Annotated in this window: 18 protein-coding genes; 8 read left to right on the forward strand and 10 right to left on the reverse strand. The window is 66.8% G+C overall.

Going from position 1 to position 15220, the window contains the following annotated elements; translation table 11 throughout:
- Positions 1-119 precede the first annotated feature (119 nt).
- Positions 120-581 carry an NUDIX hydrolase gene (locus IE262_RS20240; protein WP_229877349.1) on the forward strand — a complete coding sequence of 154 codons (462 nt, stop codon included), beginning with the start codon at positions 120-122 and terminating at the stop codon, positions 579-581.
- Between the two features lie 188 nt (positions 582-769).
- Here the strand turns inward: IE262_RS20240 and IE262_RS20245 are convergent, their stop codons facing one another.
- Positions 770-1441 (reverse strand): HAD family hydrolase, encoded by a 672-nt coding sequence (locus IE262_RS20245; protein ID WP_229877350.1) that lies wholly within the window; start codon positions 1439-1441, stop codon positions 770-772.
- Between the two features lie 189 nt (positions 1442-1630).
- Here IE262_RS20245 and IE262_RS20250 point away from each other — a divergent pair, with 189 nt between their 5' ends.
- The 4 genes from IE262_RS20250 (at position 1631) to IE262_RS20265 (ending at position 5141) form a co-directional block, all read left to right on the forward strand.
- Entirely contained in the window at positions 1631-2224 is a 594-nt protein-coding gene (locus tag IE262_RS20250) for a non-canonical purine NTP pyrophosphatase (protein WP_189875353.1), read from the forward strand.
- Positions 2225-2463: 239 nt separating this feature from the next.
- Positions 2464-3312, forward strand: a complete 849-nt coding sequence (locus IE262_RS20255; RefSeq protein WP_189875355.1) for a hypothetical protein — start codon at positions 2464-2466, stop codon at positions 3310-3312.
- A gap of 67 nt (positions 3313-3379) precedes the next feature.
- Complete coding sequence (locus IE262_RS20260) at positions 3380-3925, forward strand: GNAT family N-acetyltransferase (RefSeq protein ID WP_229877351.1); 546 nt, start codon at positions 3380-3382, stop codon at positions 3923-3925.
- A gap of 217 nt (positions 3926-4142) precedes the next feature.
- Positions 4143-5141, forward strand: a complete 999-nt coding sequence (locus IE262_RS20265) for an asparaginase (RefSeq protein ID WP_189875359.1) — start codon at positions 4143-4145, stop codon at positions 5139-5141.
- Between the two features lie 590 nt (positions 5142-5731).
- Here IE262_RS20265 and IE262_RS20270 read toward each other — a convergent pair.
- The gene (locus IE262_RS20270) at positions 5732-6247 is read right to left on the reverse strand and encodes a GNAT family N-acetyltransferase (protein ID WP_189875361.1); all 516 of its coding nucleotides are present in this window, start codon (positions 6245-6247) and stop codon (positions 5732-5734) included.
- A gap of 78 nt (positions 6248-6325) precedes the next feature.
- Between IE262_RS20270 and IE262_RS20275 the strand changes: the two genes are divergently transcribed.
- Positions 6326-6883: an HD domain-containing protein gene (locus IE262_RS20275; protein ID WP_189875363.1), complete on the forward strand. Its 558-nt coding sequence runs from the start codon at positions 6326-6328 to the stop codon at positions 6881-6883.
- Positions 6884-6898: 15 nt separating this feature from the next.
- Here the strand turns inward: IE262_RS20275 and IE262_RS20280 are convergent, their stop codons facing one another.
- Positions 6899-7369 carry an NUDIX hydrolase gene (locus tag IE262_RS20280; protein ID WP_189875365.1) on the reverse strand — a complete coding sequence of 157 codons (471 nt, stop codon included), beginning with the start codon at positions 7367-7369 and terminating at the stop codon, positions 6899-6901.
- 15 nt (positions 7370-7384) lie between these two features.
- Positions 7385-8134 carry a helix-turn-helix domain-containing protein gene (locus IE262_RS20285; RefSeq protein ID WP_189875366.1) on the reverse strand — a complete coding sequence of 250 codons (750 nt, stop codon included), beginning with the start codon at positions 8132-8134 and terminating at the stop codon, positions 7385-7387.
- Positions 8135-8242: 108 nt separating this feature from the next.
- On the opposite strand from IE262_RS20285, the gene IE262_RS20290 reads away from it, so the two are divergent.
- A complete protein-coding gene (locus IE262_RS20290) occupies positions 8243-8932 on the forward strand; it encodes an HAD family hydrolase (protein ID WP_189875369.1) in 690 nt (229 codons plus the stop codon).
- 37 nt (positions 8933-8969) lie between these two features.
- Here IE262_RS20290 and IE262_RS20295 read toward each other — a convergent pair whose 3' ends face one another.
- From IE262_RS20295 to IE262_RS20320, 6 genes are all read right to left on the reverse strand, one after another.
- Positions 8970-9410, reverse strand: a complete 441-nt coding sequence (locus IE262_RS20295; protein WP_189875371.1) for a class I SAM-dependent methyltransferase — start codon at positions 9408-9410, stop codon at positions 8970-8972.
- Positions 9407-9598: a hypothetical protein gene (locus IE262_RS20300; RefSeq protein ID WP_189875372.1), complete on the reverse strand. Its 192-nt coding sequence runs from the start codon at positions 9596-9598 to the stop codon at positions 9407-9409. The genes IE262_RS20295 and IE262_RS20300 overlap by 4 nt, the downstream gene beginning before the upstream one ends.
- On the reverse strand, positions 9576-11570 hold the full coding sequence (locus IE262_RS20305; protein ID WP_189875374.1) for an ATP-binding cassette domain-containing protein: 1995 nt from the start codon (positions 11568-11570) through the stop codon (positions 9576-9578). The genes IE262_RS20300 and IE262_RS20305 overlap by 23 nt, the downstream gene beginning before the upstream one ends.
- Positions 11567-12136, reverse strand: coding sequence for an NUDIX domain-containing protein (locus IE262_RS20310; protein ID WP_189875376.1), 570 nt, complete (start codon positions 12134-12136; stop codon positions 11567-11569). The genes IE262_RS20305 and IE262_RS20310 overlap by 4 nt, the downstream gene beginning before the upstream one ends.
- Before the next feature lie 85 nt (positions 12137-12221).
- A complete protein-coding gene (locus tag IE262_RS20315; RefSeq protein ID WP_189875378.1) occupies positions 12222-13316 on the reverse strand; it encodes an NUDIX hydrolase in 1095 nt (364 codons plus the stop codon).
- 25 nt (positions 13317-13341) lie between these two features.
- Entirely contained in the window at positions 13342-13788 is a 447-nt protein-coding gene (locus IE262_RS20320; protein ID WP_189875380.1) for an NUDIX hydrolase, read from the reverse strand.
- 615 nt (positions 13789-14403) lie between these two features.
- Between IE262_RS20320 and IE262_RS20325 the strand changes: the two genes are divergently transcribed.
- On the forward strand, positions 14404-14922 hold the full coding sequence (locus IE262_RS20325; RefSeq protein WP_229877352.1) for a DUF6624 domain-containing protein: 519 nt from the start codon (positions 14404-14406) through the stop codon (positions 14920-14922).
- The last annotated feature ends 298 nt before the right edge of the window (positions 14923-15220 follow it).

Here is a 15220-nt window from a genome sequence, read left to right on the forward strand (position 1 = left end):
AGCCAGTGCAGCATCTCGTCCCCATTGACGGCACGCCCTCGCCGAGCAGTCTCGTGCGAGGGGCGGCAGAAGGGCCGCGCGCCCGTGGCACACGCCGCCTGACTGCCACACTGGACAGCGTGACCACCCTCCTGCGCCAGGCCGCCCGTGTCATCCTCCTTGACCAAGAGCAGCGAGTGATGCTGCTCCGCTACGACGAGAACCAAGGATTCTGGGCCACCCCCGGTGGCTCCCTGGAACCGGGCGAGGACTACCCCACCGCCGCCCTGCGCGAGCTGCGGGAGGAACTTGGCATCGAAGACGTCGAACTCGGCCCGCAGCTCGCCGAGCGCAGTAAGCACCACCACGTCGGCGGACAGCCCGTCCGTCAAGTCGAGAGGTACTACCTCGCCAGAGTCAACGCCGACGACGTCGACCCGGCGAGCGCCACTCAACCTGACGAAATCCGCGAACGACGCTGGTGGGCCCTCACCGAGCTGCACGCCACGGCCGAGACGGTCTACCCGATCGGCCTCGGCGACCTGGTCGCCAGCGTCCTCGAACACGGTGGCCCCGTGTGCCCCGTCGTCCTAGCCGAGTGACCGTTCCCCGCCTGGTGCGAGGGAAAGCCTCCAGGCATGAGAGGCCGGGTCCAACCTGCCGTGCACCGCCGTGGCCTGCGGCGTCGACGGCGTACTACGGCCGTGCGGGCGCGATTTCGTCCCTGCCGGCGTCGCCCTTTTTACGGATTGGGTCTTGTCGAGGCCCTGGGTCGGGCCGGTGGCGTCTATCAGGTCGTGCTAATGACAAAGTTGATCGCGAAGGACACGTCGTCAGCAACGTGGGTGGGCCGGTAGGAGTCCTGGAGCCACGGCCTGCCGTCCGACACCCACACGCTTCGAAGACCGAGCGCGTTCGCGCCGGCGATGTCGGCATGCGGTGAATCGCCGATGATCCAGGCGCCGGAGAGGGGAACTCCGACGGCTTCGGCCGCCGCCTGAAAGATCTCCGGGCCCGGCTTCCTATGACCGACGTGTTCGGAGATCACCCAGCCCTGGACAAGCCGGTCGAGCCCGGTTTTGCGGATCTTCGTTTCCTGCTGCACCGTGCGGCCGTTGGTGACGATCACGCAGGTCCAGCCGTCGGTGAGCGCCTTGGTGAGCGCCTCGCGGGTGGTCTCGGCCAGCACGACGCGATCAGCGGCACCATGGTCGAGAAGAGTCCGGATAGCAGTTTCAGGAAGCGCCTGCCCATAGCGGTCCGCCATGGCCTCAGCGACAGCCGGTTTGGGTGTGTAGCCGCTCGCATCGAGGGTCATCAGCCATTCGATGTCGGTCGCAGGCAGTGCATGCTCGGCCAGGAGCGCGATCGCTGCGGCCTGGAATGCGGCGTCGCGATCTACCAAAGTGTTGTCGAGATCCAGCATCAGCAACGGCATGACCGTCAGTTGATCACGATCCATGGCCTCCGGACAGGTGGGTTTCCGGGCAGCGACGGCGTTATCTCGAGATGGATCAAGAAACCTGGTAGACCAATCTGTCATGCAAGAGAATCGATCCACCAACAACCCCATACGTGCTGGGCTGGGGGTCGGTCATCGGCGCTGCCTGAGAGGACGTGAAGGGCTCGTGCGGGAAAGGATTCTTCTTACATGCCAGGCATCCGGATCGCGATGTGTACCGGGAACAACGGCAAGTTCCGTACGGCTCAAGAACATCTGGCGCCTTTGGGTATCGAGGTCGAACAGGTCGTGTTAGAGCTGGATGAGATCCAGACGACATCGGTCTCGGAGATCGCGCAGCACAAGGCTCGTCAAGCGTTCGCGATTCTCAGGCGACCACTCTTTGTCGAGGACTCAGGCTTCTACATCGAAGAGTTCGGCGGCTGGCCGGGGCCCATGGTCAAGCAAGCCCTCGAAGCCTTCGGACCGGTTGGGCTTACACATCTCGCAGACCTCACGGAGAACCGGACATGCCGGTTCGCGAGTGCCGCCGTCTACGTCGATGAGCAGGGTGATCTCCACACCTTCGCGGACGACTCCCGAAAGCCGGGCTCCATCGCCGCTACCCCGGATCGCGGCCACGGACCACGGTCTTGGTCGGACCTCTGGTCGATCTTCGTTCCAGAGGGCACTACAGCGACCCTCGCGGCGCTGCCCCCTGCCGAGCAGGAGCAAGTGTTTGCCGAGTGGGCCAAGTGTTCGGTCGTCGCATCCCTGGGACAATGGCTCGCCCGGTCCCATTGACGCTGCGGCGGTGATCACCTCAGAGGAGAGGAAGACCGGCGCCCGTGGTTCAGGATGGTCGACCGCTCATCACTGGGCTGCTGCTGCCTCCATGGCACCTCTGGACAGTGCGACGGAGCAGAGGACAAGGTGCGCACACTCGCGCTCAGCAGCCGCCGAGGCCACGTCAGCCGTGACGGTCACCTTTTTGGACTTGACCCGTTCTTGCTAGCGTCAGGGAACGGCACGCAAGGAGCTATATGACAACCCCAACACCCACAGTCGCCCCTGTCGATTTACGCGTTCAGCCAGTTGATGAAGCCCTCGTACGCGTGGAACGTGCTCTTGGCGTGCGTGTGGCCCCGGAGACGGTGGTCCGAAAGCGCCGAACGGTTGGTGCGCGGACGGACCGCAACACCTGGGTGCGGATCGAGCGACGCCCGCTCGAAAAGGTCACGGGGCAGGGCTGGAACGGCACGGAGTGTGCCGCGCTTCTGGACGGTGTCGCGAAGCCTGCTTGGCTCCAGGGCCTGTCGTGGAGTGACCCGGCAGGAGCGGCGATGTGGCGTGCCGACGAGACCGAGCTGCTGCCCGGAGAACCGGTGGATCCTAATTCCGTGTTGGCGCTTCCGGATGAGTGGTGGGAGGCGCTGAACGCCTCGCTGGATGCCCTGACCGCCCACCACACGACGCGTATTGCGACACCGGACACCATTGCGATCACTCAGGTCGGAGTCACTGAGGCGATCAAAGCAACGTTCCGGGAGGTCTCCGATACGACGATCAGGGAGTGGTCTCCGGCGCACGCGGACCTGAACTGGGCGAACGTGACTGCGTCGCGGTTCTGCTTGTTCGACTGGGAGGACTGGGGGATGGCTCCCCGGGGCCTGGATGCGGCATGGCTGTGGGGGAACTCCCTCGCCTTCCCGGAAGTGGCTGAGCGTGTACGGCGTGAGCGAAGCCAGGATCTGGAGGGCCGGGACGGCAAGCTCATGTCGCTGTTCTTCTGCACGAATATCCTCGGCCCCCATGCCCATCCGGACGACCCCCGGCGGGGCCTTGCTCAGAGTGAGTCGAAGCGCATCGTGGCAGAGTTGCAGGCGGGCTAACGAAGCGCCCTGGGATCTTTTGCACAAGTGGCCGGTTAAGGTTCGTGGTCTGTGCTTCTATTCCGGGGTGAACAACGGGAACTCTGGGCCGTCCGGCAAGCGGTCGGGCCGCTCGTTCCGGCGTCGAACCGTCTGCGACCTTGAGGAGTGCGTACGAGTCCTCGAGGAAGTTCATCAGGGTGACGGCTATCCGGTGAACTGGCCGGAGCGGCCCGGCGATTGGCTATCGCATGCGTCCTTGCTGGCGGCCTGGGTCGCGGAACTCGACGGCCGTCTCATCGGCCATGTCAGCTTGTCTCGAAGCAGGGAAGGCGATCTGGCCGCTCGGTTATGGAGCGAGCGGAACGGCGTGAGGAGGGAACTAGCCACAGTTGTCAGTCGGCTGTTTGTCGCTCCTCAGGCGAGAGGACACGGAATCGGCGCACTGCTGATCGGCCGGGCTGTGGAGGAAGCACAGCGTCTTGGCCTGCATCCGGTGCTTGACGTCGTGACCTCCGATACGGCCGCGGTAGCCCTGTACGAGCGGCTGGGATGGGAGCTGCTGGCCACGGTCGAGCAACAATGGAGCCCGCATCAGACGGTGGCGATCCACTGTTATGCGGCGGCACCATGACACCTACGCCGCGATGTAGTTGGTCACGGCCCCTCGCTGATCGGCACGGTCGCCTCACTGCCGGCGGCTTACTGTCGCATCTCGTGGCATGGCACGGTCGCGCTTGACACCAGCAGGCACGATGGAGCGACCGATAGCCTTCACGAGGCGATCTTCGTGTGCGGATACGTGACGATCTCCACGCGAACCGGACCTGACGAAACGCGAGCCTGGGGGCATGGTGGGTGCGACGAGAACTGTGGCCGTTTACTCGCTGGGCGGCACCATCGCCATGACCGCCGACCCGGTGACCGGCGGGGTCGTACCGGCCCTGTCCGCGCACGACCTATTCGCCGCCATCCCCGGCCTGGACGAGCGCGGCATCGAGCTACGTGTCCGCGACTTCCGCCGGGTGCCCGGCGCCTCACTCACCTTCGACGACCTGACCGAACTCGGGGGCGCGATCGACAAGACCCTCGACGGCGGCGACGTCGACGGAATCGTGATCACGCAGGGCACCGACACCATCGAGGAGACCGCCTTCTTCCTTGACCTGCGGCACGGCCACGACCAGCCGGTCGTCGTCACCGGGGCCATGCGCAACCCCACCATGGCCGGCCCCGATGGCCCCGCCAACCTGTACGCGGCCGTCATCGCCGCCGCTGACCCCCGACTGCGCGGAGCGGGGGTGCTGGTCGTCCTGAACGACGAGGTCCACGCGGCACGGCACGTCCGCAAGGCCCACACCACCAGTCCCGCGGCGTTCACCTCGCCCGGAGCAGGCCCCATCGGCCGCGTCGCGGAAGATCTTGTACGGCTGGTCTCGCCGCCACCCCGACGTCTCGGGGTTCTGAAGCCGCCGAGCCGCGAGGTTCGCGTGGGCTTGTACACGGTCAGCCTCGGTGACGACGGCACGCTGCTCGCCATGTGGGACGGCCGATGCGACGGTCTGGTCGTCGCCGCCTTCGGCGTCGGCCACGTCCCCCAACGCCTCGTGGAGACACTCGAACACCTCGCTTCCCGTATCCCTGTGGTCCTTGCCTCGCGCATCGGCAACGGCCCCGTCCTGACGGGTACATACGGCTTCCCGGGATCGGAGAAGGACCTGATCGGCCGCGGCCTCATCCCAGCCAGCGATCTCGGCCCGTACCAGGCAAGGCTCCTGCTGCACGCCTTACTCGCGCAGGAATCCGACCGTAAAACAATCGTCGAGACCTTCACTGCCTTATCGAATTGACCCCACCTGGGACCTGGGCAACCGGCCCAGAGGACCGCGCCCAGGCTGCGCGACGTCGGCCGAATCCCACCCAGCCAGCAGTCCCGTCGACCTGCCATCGCACTGGGACAATGGCCTCGACGCCTCCATGCATGACCTCACCGTCCGCCATGTACCCGCAGCACCCCCAGCAACTCGTCCAAGGGCTCTGACCGTTCGTCGAGCCACGCCGCTCACGGCTCTCCCTCGCGTTCGACGTTGCTTTGTACGAAGTCCTCTGGGATCAGGATCGTTCGGGCACCTTGCGCCGACCCGACGCCAGCGCCAAGCCCAGGCCAATCACTGCCGCCGCCCCAGGGCACCGGACGGCCCTCGATAGGCTGGCCCGCCGCTGGCCGTCAACATCTACGACCACCCACCGCCCGGCTCGTTCGTCGTCTCCCCATCCGCCTTCAGCAGCTCCTGGACCCCTCGCCGCCCCTACACCCACCTGACGGGCTGCCCGCTCCCCCCAAGATGGGCTTTTACGTGCGCGGTCGACGCTGGCACAGCCGGTGAGCCCTTCCAACCTCATCCTGAGGTTGTTGAGCACCGCGCATCGGCGTGCTACATCAGCTCGGTCCAGAGTGAGACGAGACAGACAGATACAGGAGTTCTCCGCGCTCGTCCGTACGTGCGTACTGCACCACCATGCCCAGACCGGCCGCGATCTGTATCGAGGCTGCGTTAGCCGGTCGGATGGTGGCCCACACTCGGCGGATACCAGCCGAGAAGCACTCCTCCAGAACCGCTTGAGCAGCTTCACCGGCCAGCCCTCGCCCCCGGTGGCTATAGCGGACCTCGTAGCCGATCTCCGGCTCGGCGGCTCCGGTGCGGCCCGCGAAAACTCCGCAGTTACCGACCAAAAGGCCGCTGTCACGCAAGCGCAGCCCGTACCAGGCCAACCCGCTGCTGCGCAGCGCACGCACCCGGCGTTCGATCCACTCTGCGGTCTGTTCAACTGCGGCAAAAGGGCCGCTGCCTATGGTGTGCGTCTGTGGATCGCTGAAGATTTCGTGTAGCTCAGCTACGTCGTCAGACTGGAAGCACCGCAACTGCAACCGTGACGTTTCGATGAGCGCCCGCATTCATCCCCCTGGAGACGTCCTGGGACGTCCGGCTTATCACGACCAGGCGGCCGCGCTTTCCGTCATAGCCTGTCAAGCATGGACCTCACCGTGTGGGCCCGCGACCTGGCCGAGTCCCTCCTCGCCGAGCCCCTGCCGCGACGCTGGGCTCACTCTCAGGGCGTCGCAGCAAGGGCGCATTCCCTGGCAGGGATTCTGGGCAACGATGCAGAACTGCTGTGGGCTGCGGCGATGCTGCACGACATCGGCTACACGCCGTCGCTGGCCGCCACCGGGTTCCACCCTCTCGACGGCGCCCGGTACCTCCGCGATCACACCGTTGCGGATGAGAGGTTGGTGCGGTTGGTAGCCAACCACTCGTGTGCCGTGCTGGAGGCGGAGGAGCGAGGGCTGAGGGAGGAACTTGAGGCCGAGTTTCCGCTCCTCGATCATGCCGTGTTGGTGGACTCATTGGCTTACTGCGATATGACTACGACACCGGACGGTGAGCCGACTACGGTTGATGCCCGCTTGGCGGAGATCCTCTGCCGGTACGGCCTCGACAGCATCGTCGGCCGGTTCATCCGCCGAGCGGAACCCGAGCTGTGTGCGGCTGTGCACAGGGTCGAAGTCCGACTCGCTTCAGTCGGCAGGTAGGCAGGCGAGCGGAGCTCAGTCCACGTGCGGGTACGTGCCGTCGAGGAAGTGGGCGATCTGCTTCCGCATGGAGGGGTGGATGTCGTAGGCGTCGAGTTCGCTGGGGAGGATCCACCGGACCCCGTCGGCCTCGTCGTTGATGGTTGGCTCGCCTCCGACTGGCCGGCCGATCACGGTCACCTCGTATGCCTGCCGGATCTCTCCGTCCGTGTAGGCCACGACATGCTCAGGGGGCGAGTACACGCCGAGGAGCCCGGTGGGTTCGGCGTCGATTCCGGTCTCCTCCTTGCATTCCCGGACCGCGCACTGTGACGGGGATTCCCCGATGTCCATGGCTCCCCCGGGAAGGGCCCACTGCCCCGTGTCCCGACGCCGCTGCAGGAGTATCGCCCCGTCCGTTTCCCGGACAACAAGCATGTTGCACGCCGGGATCAACGTGTTCGGCTTTGGTGCGTTCTCGTCGTACCAGTACTCCGTACGTCCCATCGCGGGCCGCGCTCCTCACATGGACTCGGGTGACCAGGGCTTCGCAGTCTCCCAGACCGCATCGAAGCTGGCGGCGTAGTGGTCGAACCAGCCGTCTTCCTCCAGGCGCCGCAGCTCGAACAGGGGGTTTGCGCTGGCGGGCTGGCCCCAGACGTGCGGGTTGACCAGGAGCACATCGTCGTAGCGGAAGAGGCTGTTGTAGAGAGTCGTGTCGTGGAGGCGCACTTCACACCCTGGCGTGCCGATCAACTTTCGGTAGTAAGTGAGGGACGCCCTGATCTTCGCTGAGAGGGTGCCGCCGATCCCTTCCTCCTCGTCCCTGACGGCGACCGCCCTGCCCGACGGGTCACCGAAACAGAGGCGGATCTGAAGACCGGACTCGGCCCGCTCGGAAAGCATCGCCGCAACGCGCGGATTGGTCTGGGCGAAGAACGTGCCGCTGAATACCAGCACGTCGATTTGTTCCTGGGCGGACTGTAGGAGGCGGACCCAGGATTTCTGCGGGAAGCTCGCGCGGTTGGGAAAGGCGGCGACCAGCTCGGCCTGCTCGGTGGGCTGGCCCTGGGCCTCGTCTTCCTCGGGCGGCCACAGGTACGACTCGTCCACACCGAGATGCTGTGCGACCGCCCAGCGGTGCCGGCGGAGCGGTTGCCGGCCCAAACTGATCCAGCGTTCCACGGTCTTGACATCCACTTGGCACGAGGCCGCGAGCTTCTCTGGAGTCACCTTCCGCTGGACCATCACCGTGCGCAGCCGCTCGTTCACGTTCGCATCTTCGCAGGACGTCCTGGGACGCGGCAAGATCTTGTGGGACGCCAGGACGTCCCACAAGGTCACTATTAACAGGGAGTTCGCGCTGCATACCCTGGTCACGTGCAACGAATTGTGTTGTGGGACGTGGACCACACCCTTGTGGAGAACGCCGGCGTGAGCAAGGAGATTTACGCCAGCGCCTTCAAGGCACTCGCTGGGAGGAAGGCCGAGCTGCCTGCTCCCACGGAGGGGCGTACGGACCGGGCGATCATGCGCGAGATGTTCGTGCAGCACGGTCTGCCGGTTCCCGCGTGGGATCGGGTGCATCGTGCACTGGAAGAAGCCGGGCGTGACGGTGAAGAAGATCTGCGGCAACGGGGTCATGTGCTGCCTGGGGCCCAGGAGGCGTTGAAGGCGCTCGCGGCGGACTCCGAGGTCTGTTCCTCCGTCCTCACTGGCAACATCTCGGCCAATGCCCGCGTCAAGCTGCGTGCGTTCGGGCTCGACAGCATGCTCGACATGGCCGTCGGCGGATACGGCGAGGACAGCGATGATCGAGCACGTCTCGTCGACACTGCCCGCGTCCGCATCCATGCTGCCCGCGGCATTCCGCTCGTCACGCCCACTGTTCTGATCGGAGACACACCCCGCGATGTGCGCGCCGCGCATGACGCCGAGGCACAGTGCATCGCTGTTGCCTCCGGGATCCACTCGGCGACGGAACTCCGCGCAGCCGGGGCCGACATCGTTATCCCGCATCTGACCGACACGGAGGGCCTGCTGACCCACCTGCGGGAGACACTGAGCTGAAAGGACATCAGGAGGCCAGGCCACAATCGGTCCCGAGTCAGGGGCGCAAGGCATAGCAGCGGAGCGTGTCCAGGTCCTCCCTGTAGGCCGATGACCAGGACGCGGTCAGCAATTCAGCGTACTGCGGGCTGATCCCGATGGACTTCCGTTCTTCCGGGAAGCGTTCAGCCAGCGGAATGACGACCCAGAACGTCCCGCCGGGCGGGAGAAGGTATCGGATGCGGTCGAGGAAGGCCGCCTTGTCCTTGATGAAGGCGAACACCAGGCGGCAGGTGACGACGGCGTACCCTGCCTCCGGCAACGCTCGGATGTCGTCGGTTTCGATGTCCAGCTGCAGAAAGTGGGGGCCGTCGGACGTGTCCTGTTCGGCCTGGGCGACCTCCAGAGGTTCGAGCAGGCTGGCGACGTGCGCCGCTTGGACCATGGCCAGATCGGAGTCGCCGGTGCCGATGACGAGACGGGGTGGAATGAAGGTCACAGACCAATCCTGTGGTCGGGGAAGTGGGGGTTGAGAATGGCGACGATCGTGGCAACAGCGAGGCCGACCGCGATCACGCCGACGCAGCCCAGCAGGTCACGCAGCGTGCTCCAGAGCGGGTAGGTCGTCCACTTGCTGGGCTGGCGGGCGACAGAGCGGTCGGTGTCAGTCGGGGGCGCTGGGGGCATGCGTCGATTCGCCGTCGGCCGCTGGAGACGGCAGAACCAGCGGCACGGCAGTGCCGTACTGGTTGGCCTGCATGAGGTACATGTGCCGGTACTGGGAATCGGGCCGGGCCATGAGCTGCTGGTGCGAGCCGCTCTCCACGAGGTATCCCTGGTCCAGGACGTAGATGGTGTCGGCGTGCTGGATGCCCGCCATGCGGTGGCTGACCAGGACAACGGTCTTGCCTTCGTCCGCCAAGCGGCGGATGCGTTCGAAGGACTCGATCTCGGCCTCGGGGTCCAGGGCGGAGGTTGGTTCATCGGCGATGACGAGGCTCGCCTGACGGTGGCGCAGGCGTGCTTGCCCGACCGTCTGCCACTGCCCGCCGGACAGTTCCTGTCCGCCGCGGAACTGCCGGGCCAGCAGGGTGGAAAGACCTCGGGGCAGAGTGGCGGCGAGCTTGTCGGCGCCCGAGTAGGCAGCCGCTCGGGCGATGTCGCCATCGGCGTTGCGCTCCGGCTGGCCGATCTGGATGTTGGTCCGCAGGGTGAAGGGCCAGCGCTGGAAGCCCTGGTCGAGGACGGCCACGTGCTGGAAGATGTCCACCCGGTCGGCCTTGACCAGATCGGTCTGGCCCCACAGGATGCGTCCGGTCGTGGGCCGGTGCAGGCCGGCAAGGAGCTTCACCAGGGTGCTCTTGCCGCTGCCGTTCGTCCCGACCAGGGCGATGACGGCTCCGCGCCGGATGGTCAACGAGACCTCGTGCAGAGCGGGGGTGTCGCGGTCGGGGTAGGTGAAGGACACGTTCTCGAAGGTGACCTGCTCGGGAAAGTCGCTCACCGGCACGCCGCCGGCGGGGATGGCCCGGCGGTCGGCCTCGGCACGGAAACGGTCGAGGTCGCGGACGTAGAGAGACTCCTCGTGCAGCCGCAGGACGCTGTCGACGAGGGCGCCGAGGCTGGCCGAGCCGGTCCGGATCGCAAGCGCGGCGGTGGCCACGGTGGCGGCGTTCATATGGCCCGTCAGCCACAGGGCTCCCAAGCCGGCGAACGTAACCGCCGAGGCGAGGCCGGCCATGGCCGCGGCGATTAGTTCGGTGACCGCGCGGCCGTCGGCCAGGCGGGTCTGTTCGGCCTCGGCGGTCTGGCCCATCGTGCGGAAGTGATCGAGCAGGAACGGGCCGACCTGGTGCACGCGGACCTCGGTGGCTGATTCCCGGGCCGTGATGAGGTTGTTGACGAGACGCTTGGCCCGCTCGTGCTCGATCCACTGCATTCGGGAGGCGTAGCGCCGTCGCGCCACGTGCATGGCGCCCCAGCCGCGCGGCAGCGCGATGAGCAGCAACAGCGGCAGCAGGATGGGGCTGAGGACGGTGACCACCCCGGCTGCGGCAACAAGGGAGAACAGACCGTTCACTACCGTCACGCAGATGCTGATCATGGTTCGGGAGGACTGGGCTCCGAAGTACGCCGAGTCCACCAGCGTCCGGAACTCGCCGTCCTCGATGGCCTCCAGTTCCGCGCGGGCGGCACCCTCCAGGAACTGCTCGGTGGCCAGCCGCTCCACTTTCGGCTCCAGCCGTCCGGTGCCGGCCGTCGACAGGCAGGCCAGGACGGTGCCGACCACTGCGATGACGCAGCCGGCGATCAGTGCCGGCAGCGCGGCGTGCAGCCGTGAGACATTGTCCCCGTCCTTGAGCAGGGCCTGGATGACCTGGTTGGTCACCAGCAGCCCGGCAGCCTGGGTGATGCCCTGGCCCACCTCGGCTACCCCGATGGTCAGCAGGGCGCGGTGATCTGCCCGCCAGGCCAGGCGCAGGGTGCTGCCCACCAGCGTCGGCACCATGCGGGCGGCCTGCCCGAACTTGGTATCCAGCCGCGCGTACTCGTGCCGCACCCAGCCAAAGTCGTAGCGCAGCGCCCCGCCGAAGAGGGCAACCTCGGATTCGGAGACGGCCGGCTCCGTCTTCCACACCCGTTTCAGAAGCCGCTTCATCGCGCCTCCGACACGGACGGGCAAGCGGGACTGTGGGGCTCGCCGTCGACCAGAGCGGCGGGCACCCCGTCACCCAGCGCGGCATGCGCCGCCTTGATACGGCGGGCGAGGCGGTGCGGCAGCCGCGCGAGCGCCTCCTCGATGGGGAGGAACTCCGCTGCGCCGATCTCCCCGTCAACGAAACGCAGGGACTTGGCCTGCTGGTCGGTGAGCGGACCGACGTGGAACACCGTGACGACCATGGCCCGCCCATACCGGGCAGCGGGGACTTGGTCCAGGACGAGGAGCCGGCCGACCGGTACGCCGGTCAGGGCGAGTGCCTCGGCCAATTCCCGTTGCAGGCCCTCGATCTGCGTTTCACCGGCGTGCACCATGCCGCCCGGCATGTCGAAACCGTCCTTGTAGGTCGGGGCGACCACCAGGATGCGGCCCGCGGCATCGGTGATCAGGGCGGTGCAGGAGGCCATGGGTGCCTCGACCTGCGCCCAGTACGCCCGCTGCGCGTCGGTGACCACGCGGTCAGGGCGGCCGACCGCCTGCTCGGTGGTGTCAGGTTCGCTGGTCATAAAGGTCCTCCTCCAACGCCGCAAGGGCGGTGCGGGGCATCGCGCCGGCCGTAGACCGACACACGGTGGGCATCACGAACGCAGGTCAGGGCAGCAGGGCCGCCATACCCGGATGAGGGATCTCAACCGCGGCCTGCGGCGGACAGAGCGGAATACCCCAGCAGGCTGCCGCCGTACGGGCCGCGTACTCTGCCTGCTCGCGGCCGGCGCGTCCGAGGCCGAGCAACTCACTCGCCTGCACCGGGCTGACCAGCAGACGCCCGTAGGTGACGCCGGTGGCGACATCCTGCGGCGCGGGCCCGAGGGAGGCGATGCGGGCGATGTAGCGGGCCCGGGCGTTCGGCCCGGTGCCCGGGCCGTAGACCGCACCGTCCGGATCGAGGAGGTAGCCGAGGTAGGCGACAGCCTGCAGGCGCAGGGCCGCCTCTTCGGAGGCTTCCCGTAGTGCCGTCGCCTTTGGACCGTCGTCATCCTCCTCGACCGTGCCACCCGGTAGGACGACATGGCCGTCGCGTGGATCGACAAGGACGACGACCCGGCCGAGCGGGTCAAAGGCCCACACCCACGCTTGCTTCACGGGCAGGCCGGCGGCGGGCTCGCCGCCGGGGTGCCAGGCGATCTGCTGGTATCCGGCCGCGATGCGCGGGATGACGTTCTGGCGCTGCAGCGCCGACCCGCCACCGACGGCATCCCCGTCCTCCAGCACGGCGGGGCCGACACGGTCAATCCGGGCGCGCAGGGCAGCCAGCATCCGTCGTCCCTCGATCGGGAACATCCGCGATGTGGCCTGGGCCGGAGGCAGGAATTGGAACGAGGTGATTTCGTCCTCGGGCAGGCGAATCCGAGCGATGTCGTTTTCCTCCAGGACGCCGCCGTCCCAGATGGAGACGGTCTCGCCTGGGAAGCCGTACACGGTCCCGAACTCCGGATTGCCCTTGCTGACCCAGTCGACTGCCAGGAGCCGGCGTACGCGGATGGACAGCCCAAGCTCCTCGGCCACCTCGCGGACCGCTGCGGCCGAGGGGCGCTCCGTCTGGTCCACTCCCCCGCCGGGCAGCAGCAGCGTCCCCGGCCGGTAGGCCGGGTCGAGGACCAGGACTTTGCCCTCGGCATCCGTGAAGAACACAGCGGCGCCGCCCCAGAATGTCGCGCGTGAGCGCGCGTAGTCCTCCGGCGCCATCAGCCCCACAGGCTCCCTCCCATCCTCAGCAGGCATCGGGCCACCCCAGCGTGCTCGCGCTCTGGCCCCGCTGAATGCAGATCAGGGCCTGGTGGGTATAGCGCACCAATTTCTCCGGCAGAGCCGAGAGCGGCCACCACCGCAGCTCCGCGCACTTGTCCGGTTCCGCGACATGGGGCCGCCCCGAGTACTGCGTGGCGGTGAAGAAGATCTGCAGCCGGCTCTGGTTGGTTTCGGGGTCGTGGTCATGGACGGTGTGCGCGACCACGAGGTCTTCCTCGGCGAGGGCGATGCCCAGCTCCTCCCGAGCCTCGCGGACCATGCCAGCAAGGAAGGACTCCCCGTCCTCAAGATGGCCGGCGGGCACATGCCACCACCCGTCACACCAGGAAGTGCCAGCCCGCAGGCCCAGCAGCACGCGGCCCCGCTCGATCAAAACCAAGTGAAGCCCGATCACGGATCGGTAGGACAAAACCTTCTCCTTCTTGGCATACCTGTGCGATCGAAGGGCAGTTGACCGTGCGGGCCGCAAGGCAGGCCCCCTGATGCGGGACGATCCCTCCTGCGAACACGACATCTGAAGGGCACGTGGCCTCGCTACCGGTGAGGGCATGGGCTCGGTCAACGCCTCAGTGAGAACGTCGCGGTGATGCCGACGGCGCCTAACAGGCAGCACACACGGCACAGTAGGACCTCCCGGGGCATGAGGAATTCAATGCGTACGCCGCCTGTGACCGCAGCGACCCGGGTGCCCGTTGCCGGACTCCACCGAGTCTATCTAGCCTGAGCCGTAAGGGCGTTGGGGAACCCGTGTTCTCGACACTTGCACTCGTTGCGGTGCTTCTTCGAAGCCTTGGGCGTGTCGCAGCCTGTGACGGCAAGGCTGCCCAGCCGAAGCTGAGAGTTGTCGTCGGCACGCCCCCGCAAGTCGATCTCAGCGTCTGCCAACTCACGGTCATAGGAGGTCCCCAGCGTCCTTCGTCGGCGTCTGCGATTCCAACTCCGCGCGGCTCGCGCACGAATGAGCCGACATCAGCACCGAGATCGTCACTCGCGTTGCTACAACTCACCGTCGATGGGAATAGCCGTGACAGCCCTGCACCCCCATATCGCCGCGGAACTCCGCGCTCGCATGGATGAAGACCAACGCCTGCGCCTGCTGCCCACTGCCGAGCGGACACCGGAATACCTCGATCAGTTGCACGCTCTCGACGCCGACAACACCGCCGCGCTCTCCCGCATACTCAGCCAGCTCGGCTGGCCGGGGATCGCCCTGGTGGGCGAGGAGGGCGCTACCGCAGCATGGCTGCTCGCCCAACATGCCGATGCGGACCCGGCTTTCCAACGCCGCGCCCTCGACCTCCTTGTAGCAGCCGTCGACGCAGGAGACGCCGACCCGGCCCACCTGGCCCTCCTAACCGATCGATGCCTTGTCAGCGAAGGCCGCCCCCAGGTGTACGGGAGCCAGTACGTTCGAGATGCCGACGGACAGTGGTGCATGCGGCCTGTGGAAGATCCCGAGCACCTCGATGCACGCAGAGCTGCCGTCGGACTTGAGCCGCAGGCCGAGAACGAAGCTAGGCTCCGGTCCATGTACGACGAGTAGGCCGACAGATGACCACTGCAGCGTCGACCACCGCGTACACCTCGCCTCGCTGCCACTCGGGAAACGGCCCCAGCCCCAGGTGCAGCCGCACGGTCGGGAGCGACCGCCAGCGCCTACGACATCTGATTCGCACTGACCAGGAGAGCAAGGGCAGGGCGGGCCGCCACATACAACATTGAGGCGCCGCCGCCTATCTGAGCTCGTCACCGTACCCACCACGGCCATGCATGAGCACTGGCCGCCTAGGTGTTCTGTCCACGGAGGTTGGGGACGGGTGACGGCGATCACTGACGTGTGA

It is taken from the genome of Streptomyces bluensis (genome assembly GCF_014650715.1).
Taxonomy (GTDB): domain Bacteria; phylum Actinomycetota; class Actinomycetes; order Streptomycetales; family Streptomycetaceae; genus Streptomyces; species Streptomyces bluensis.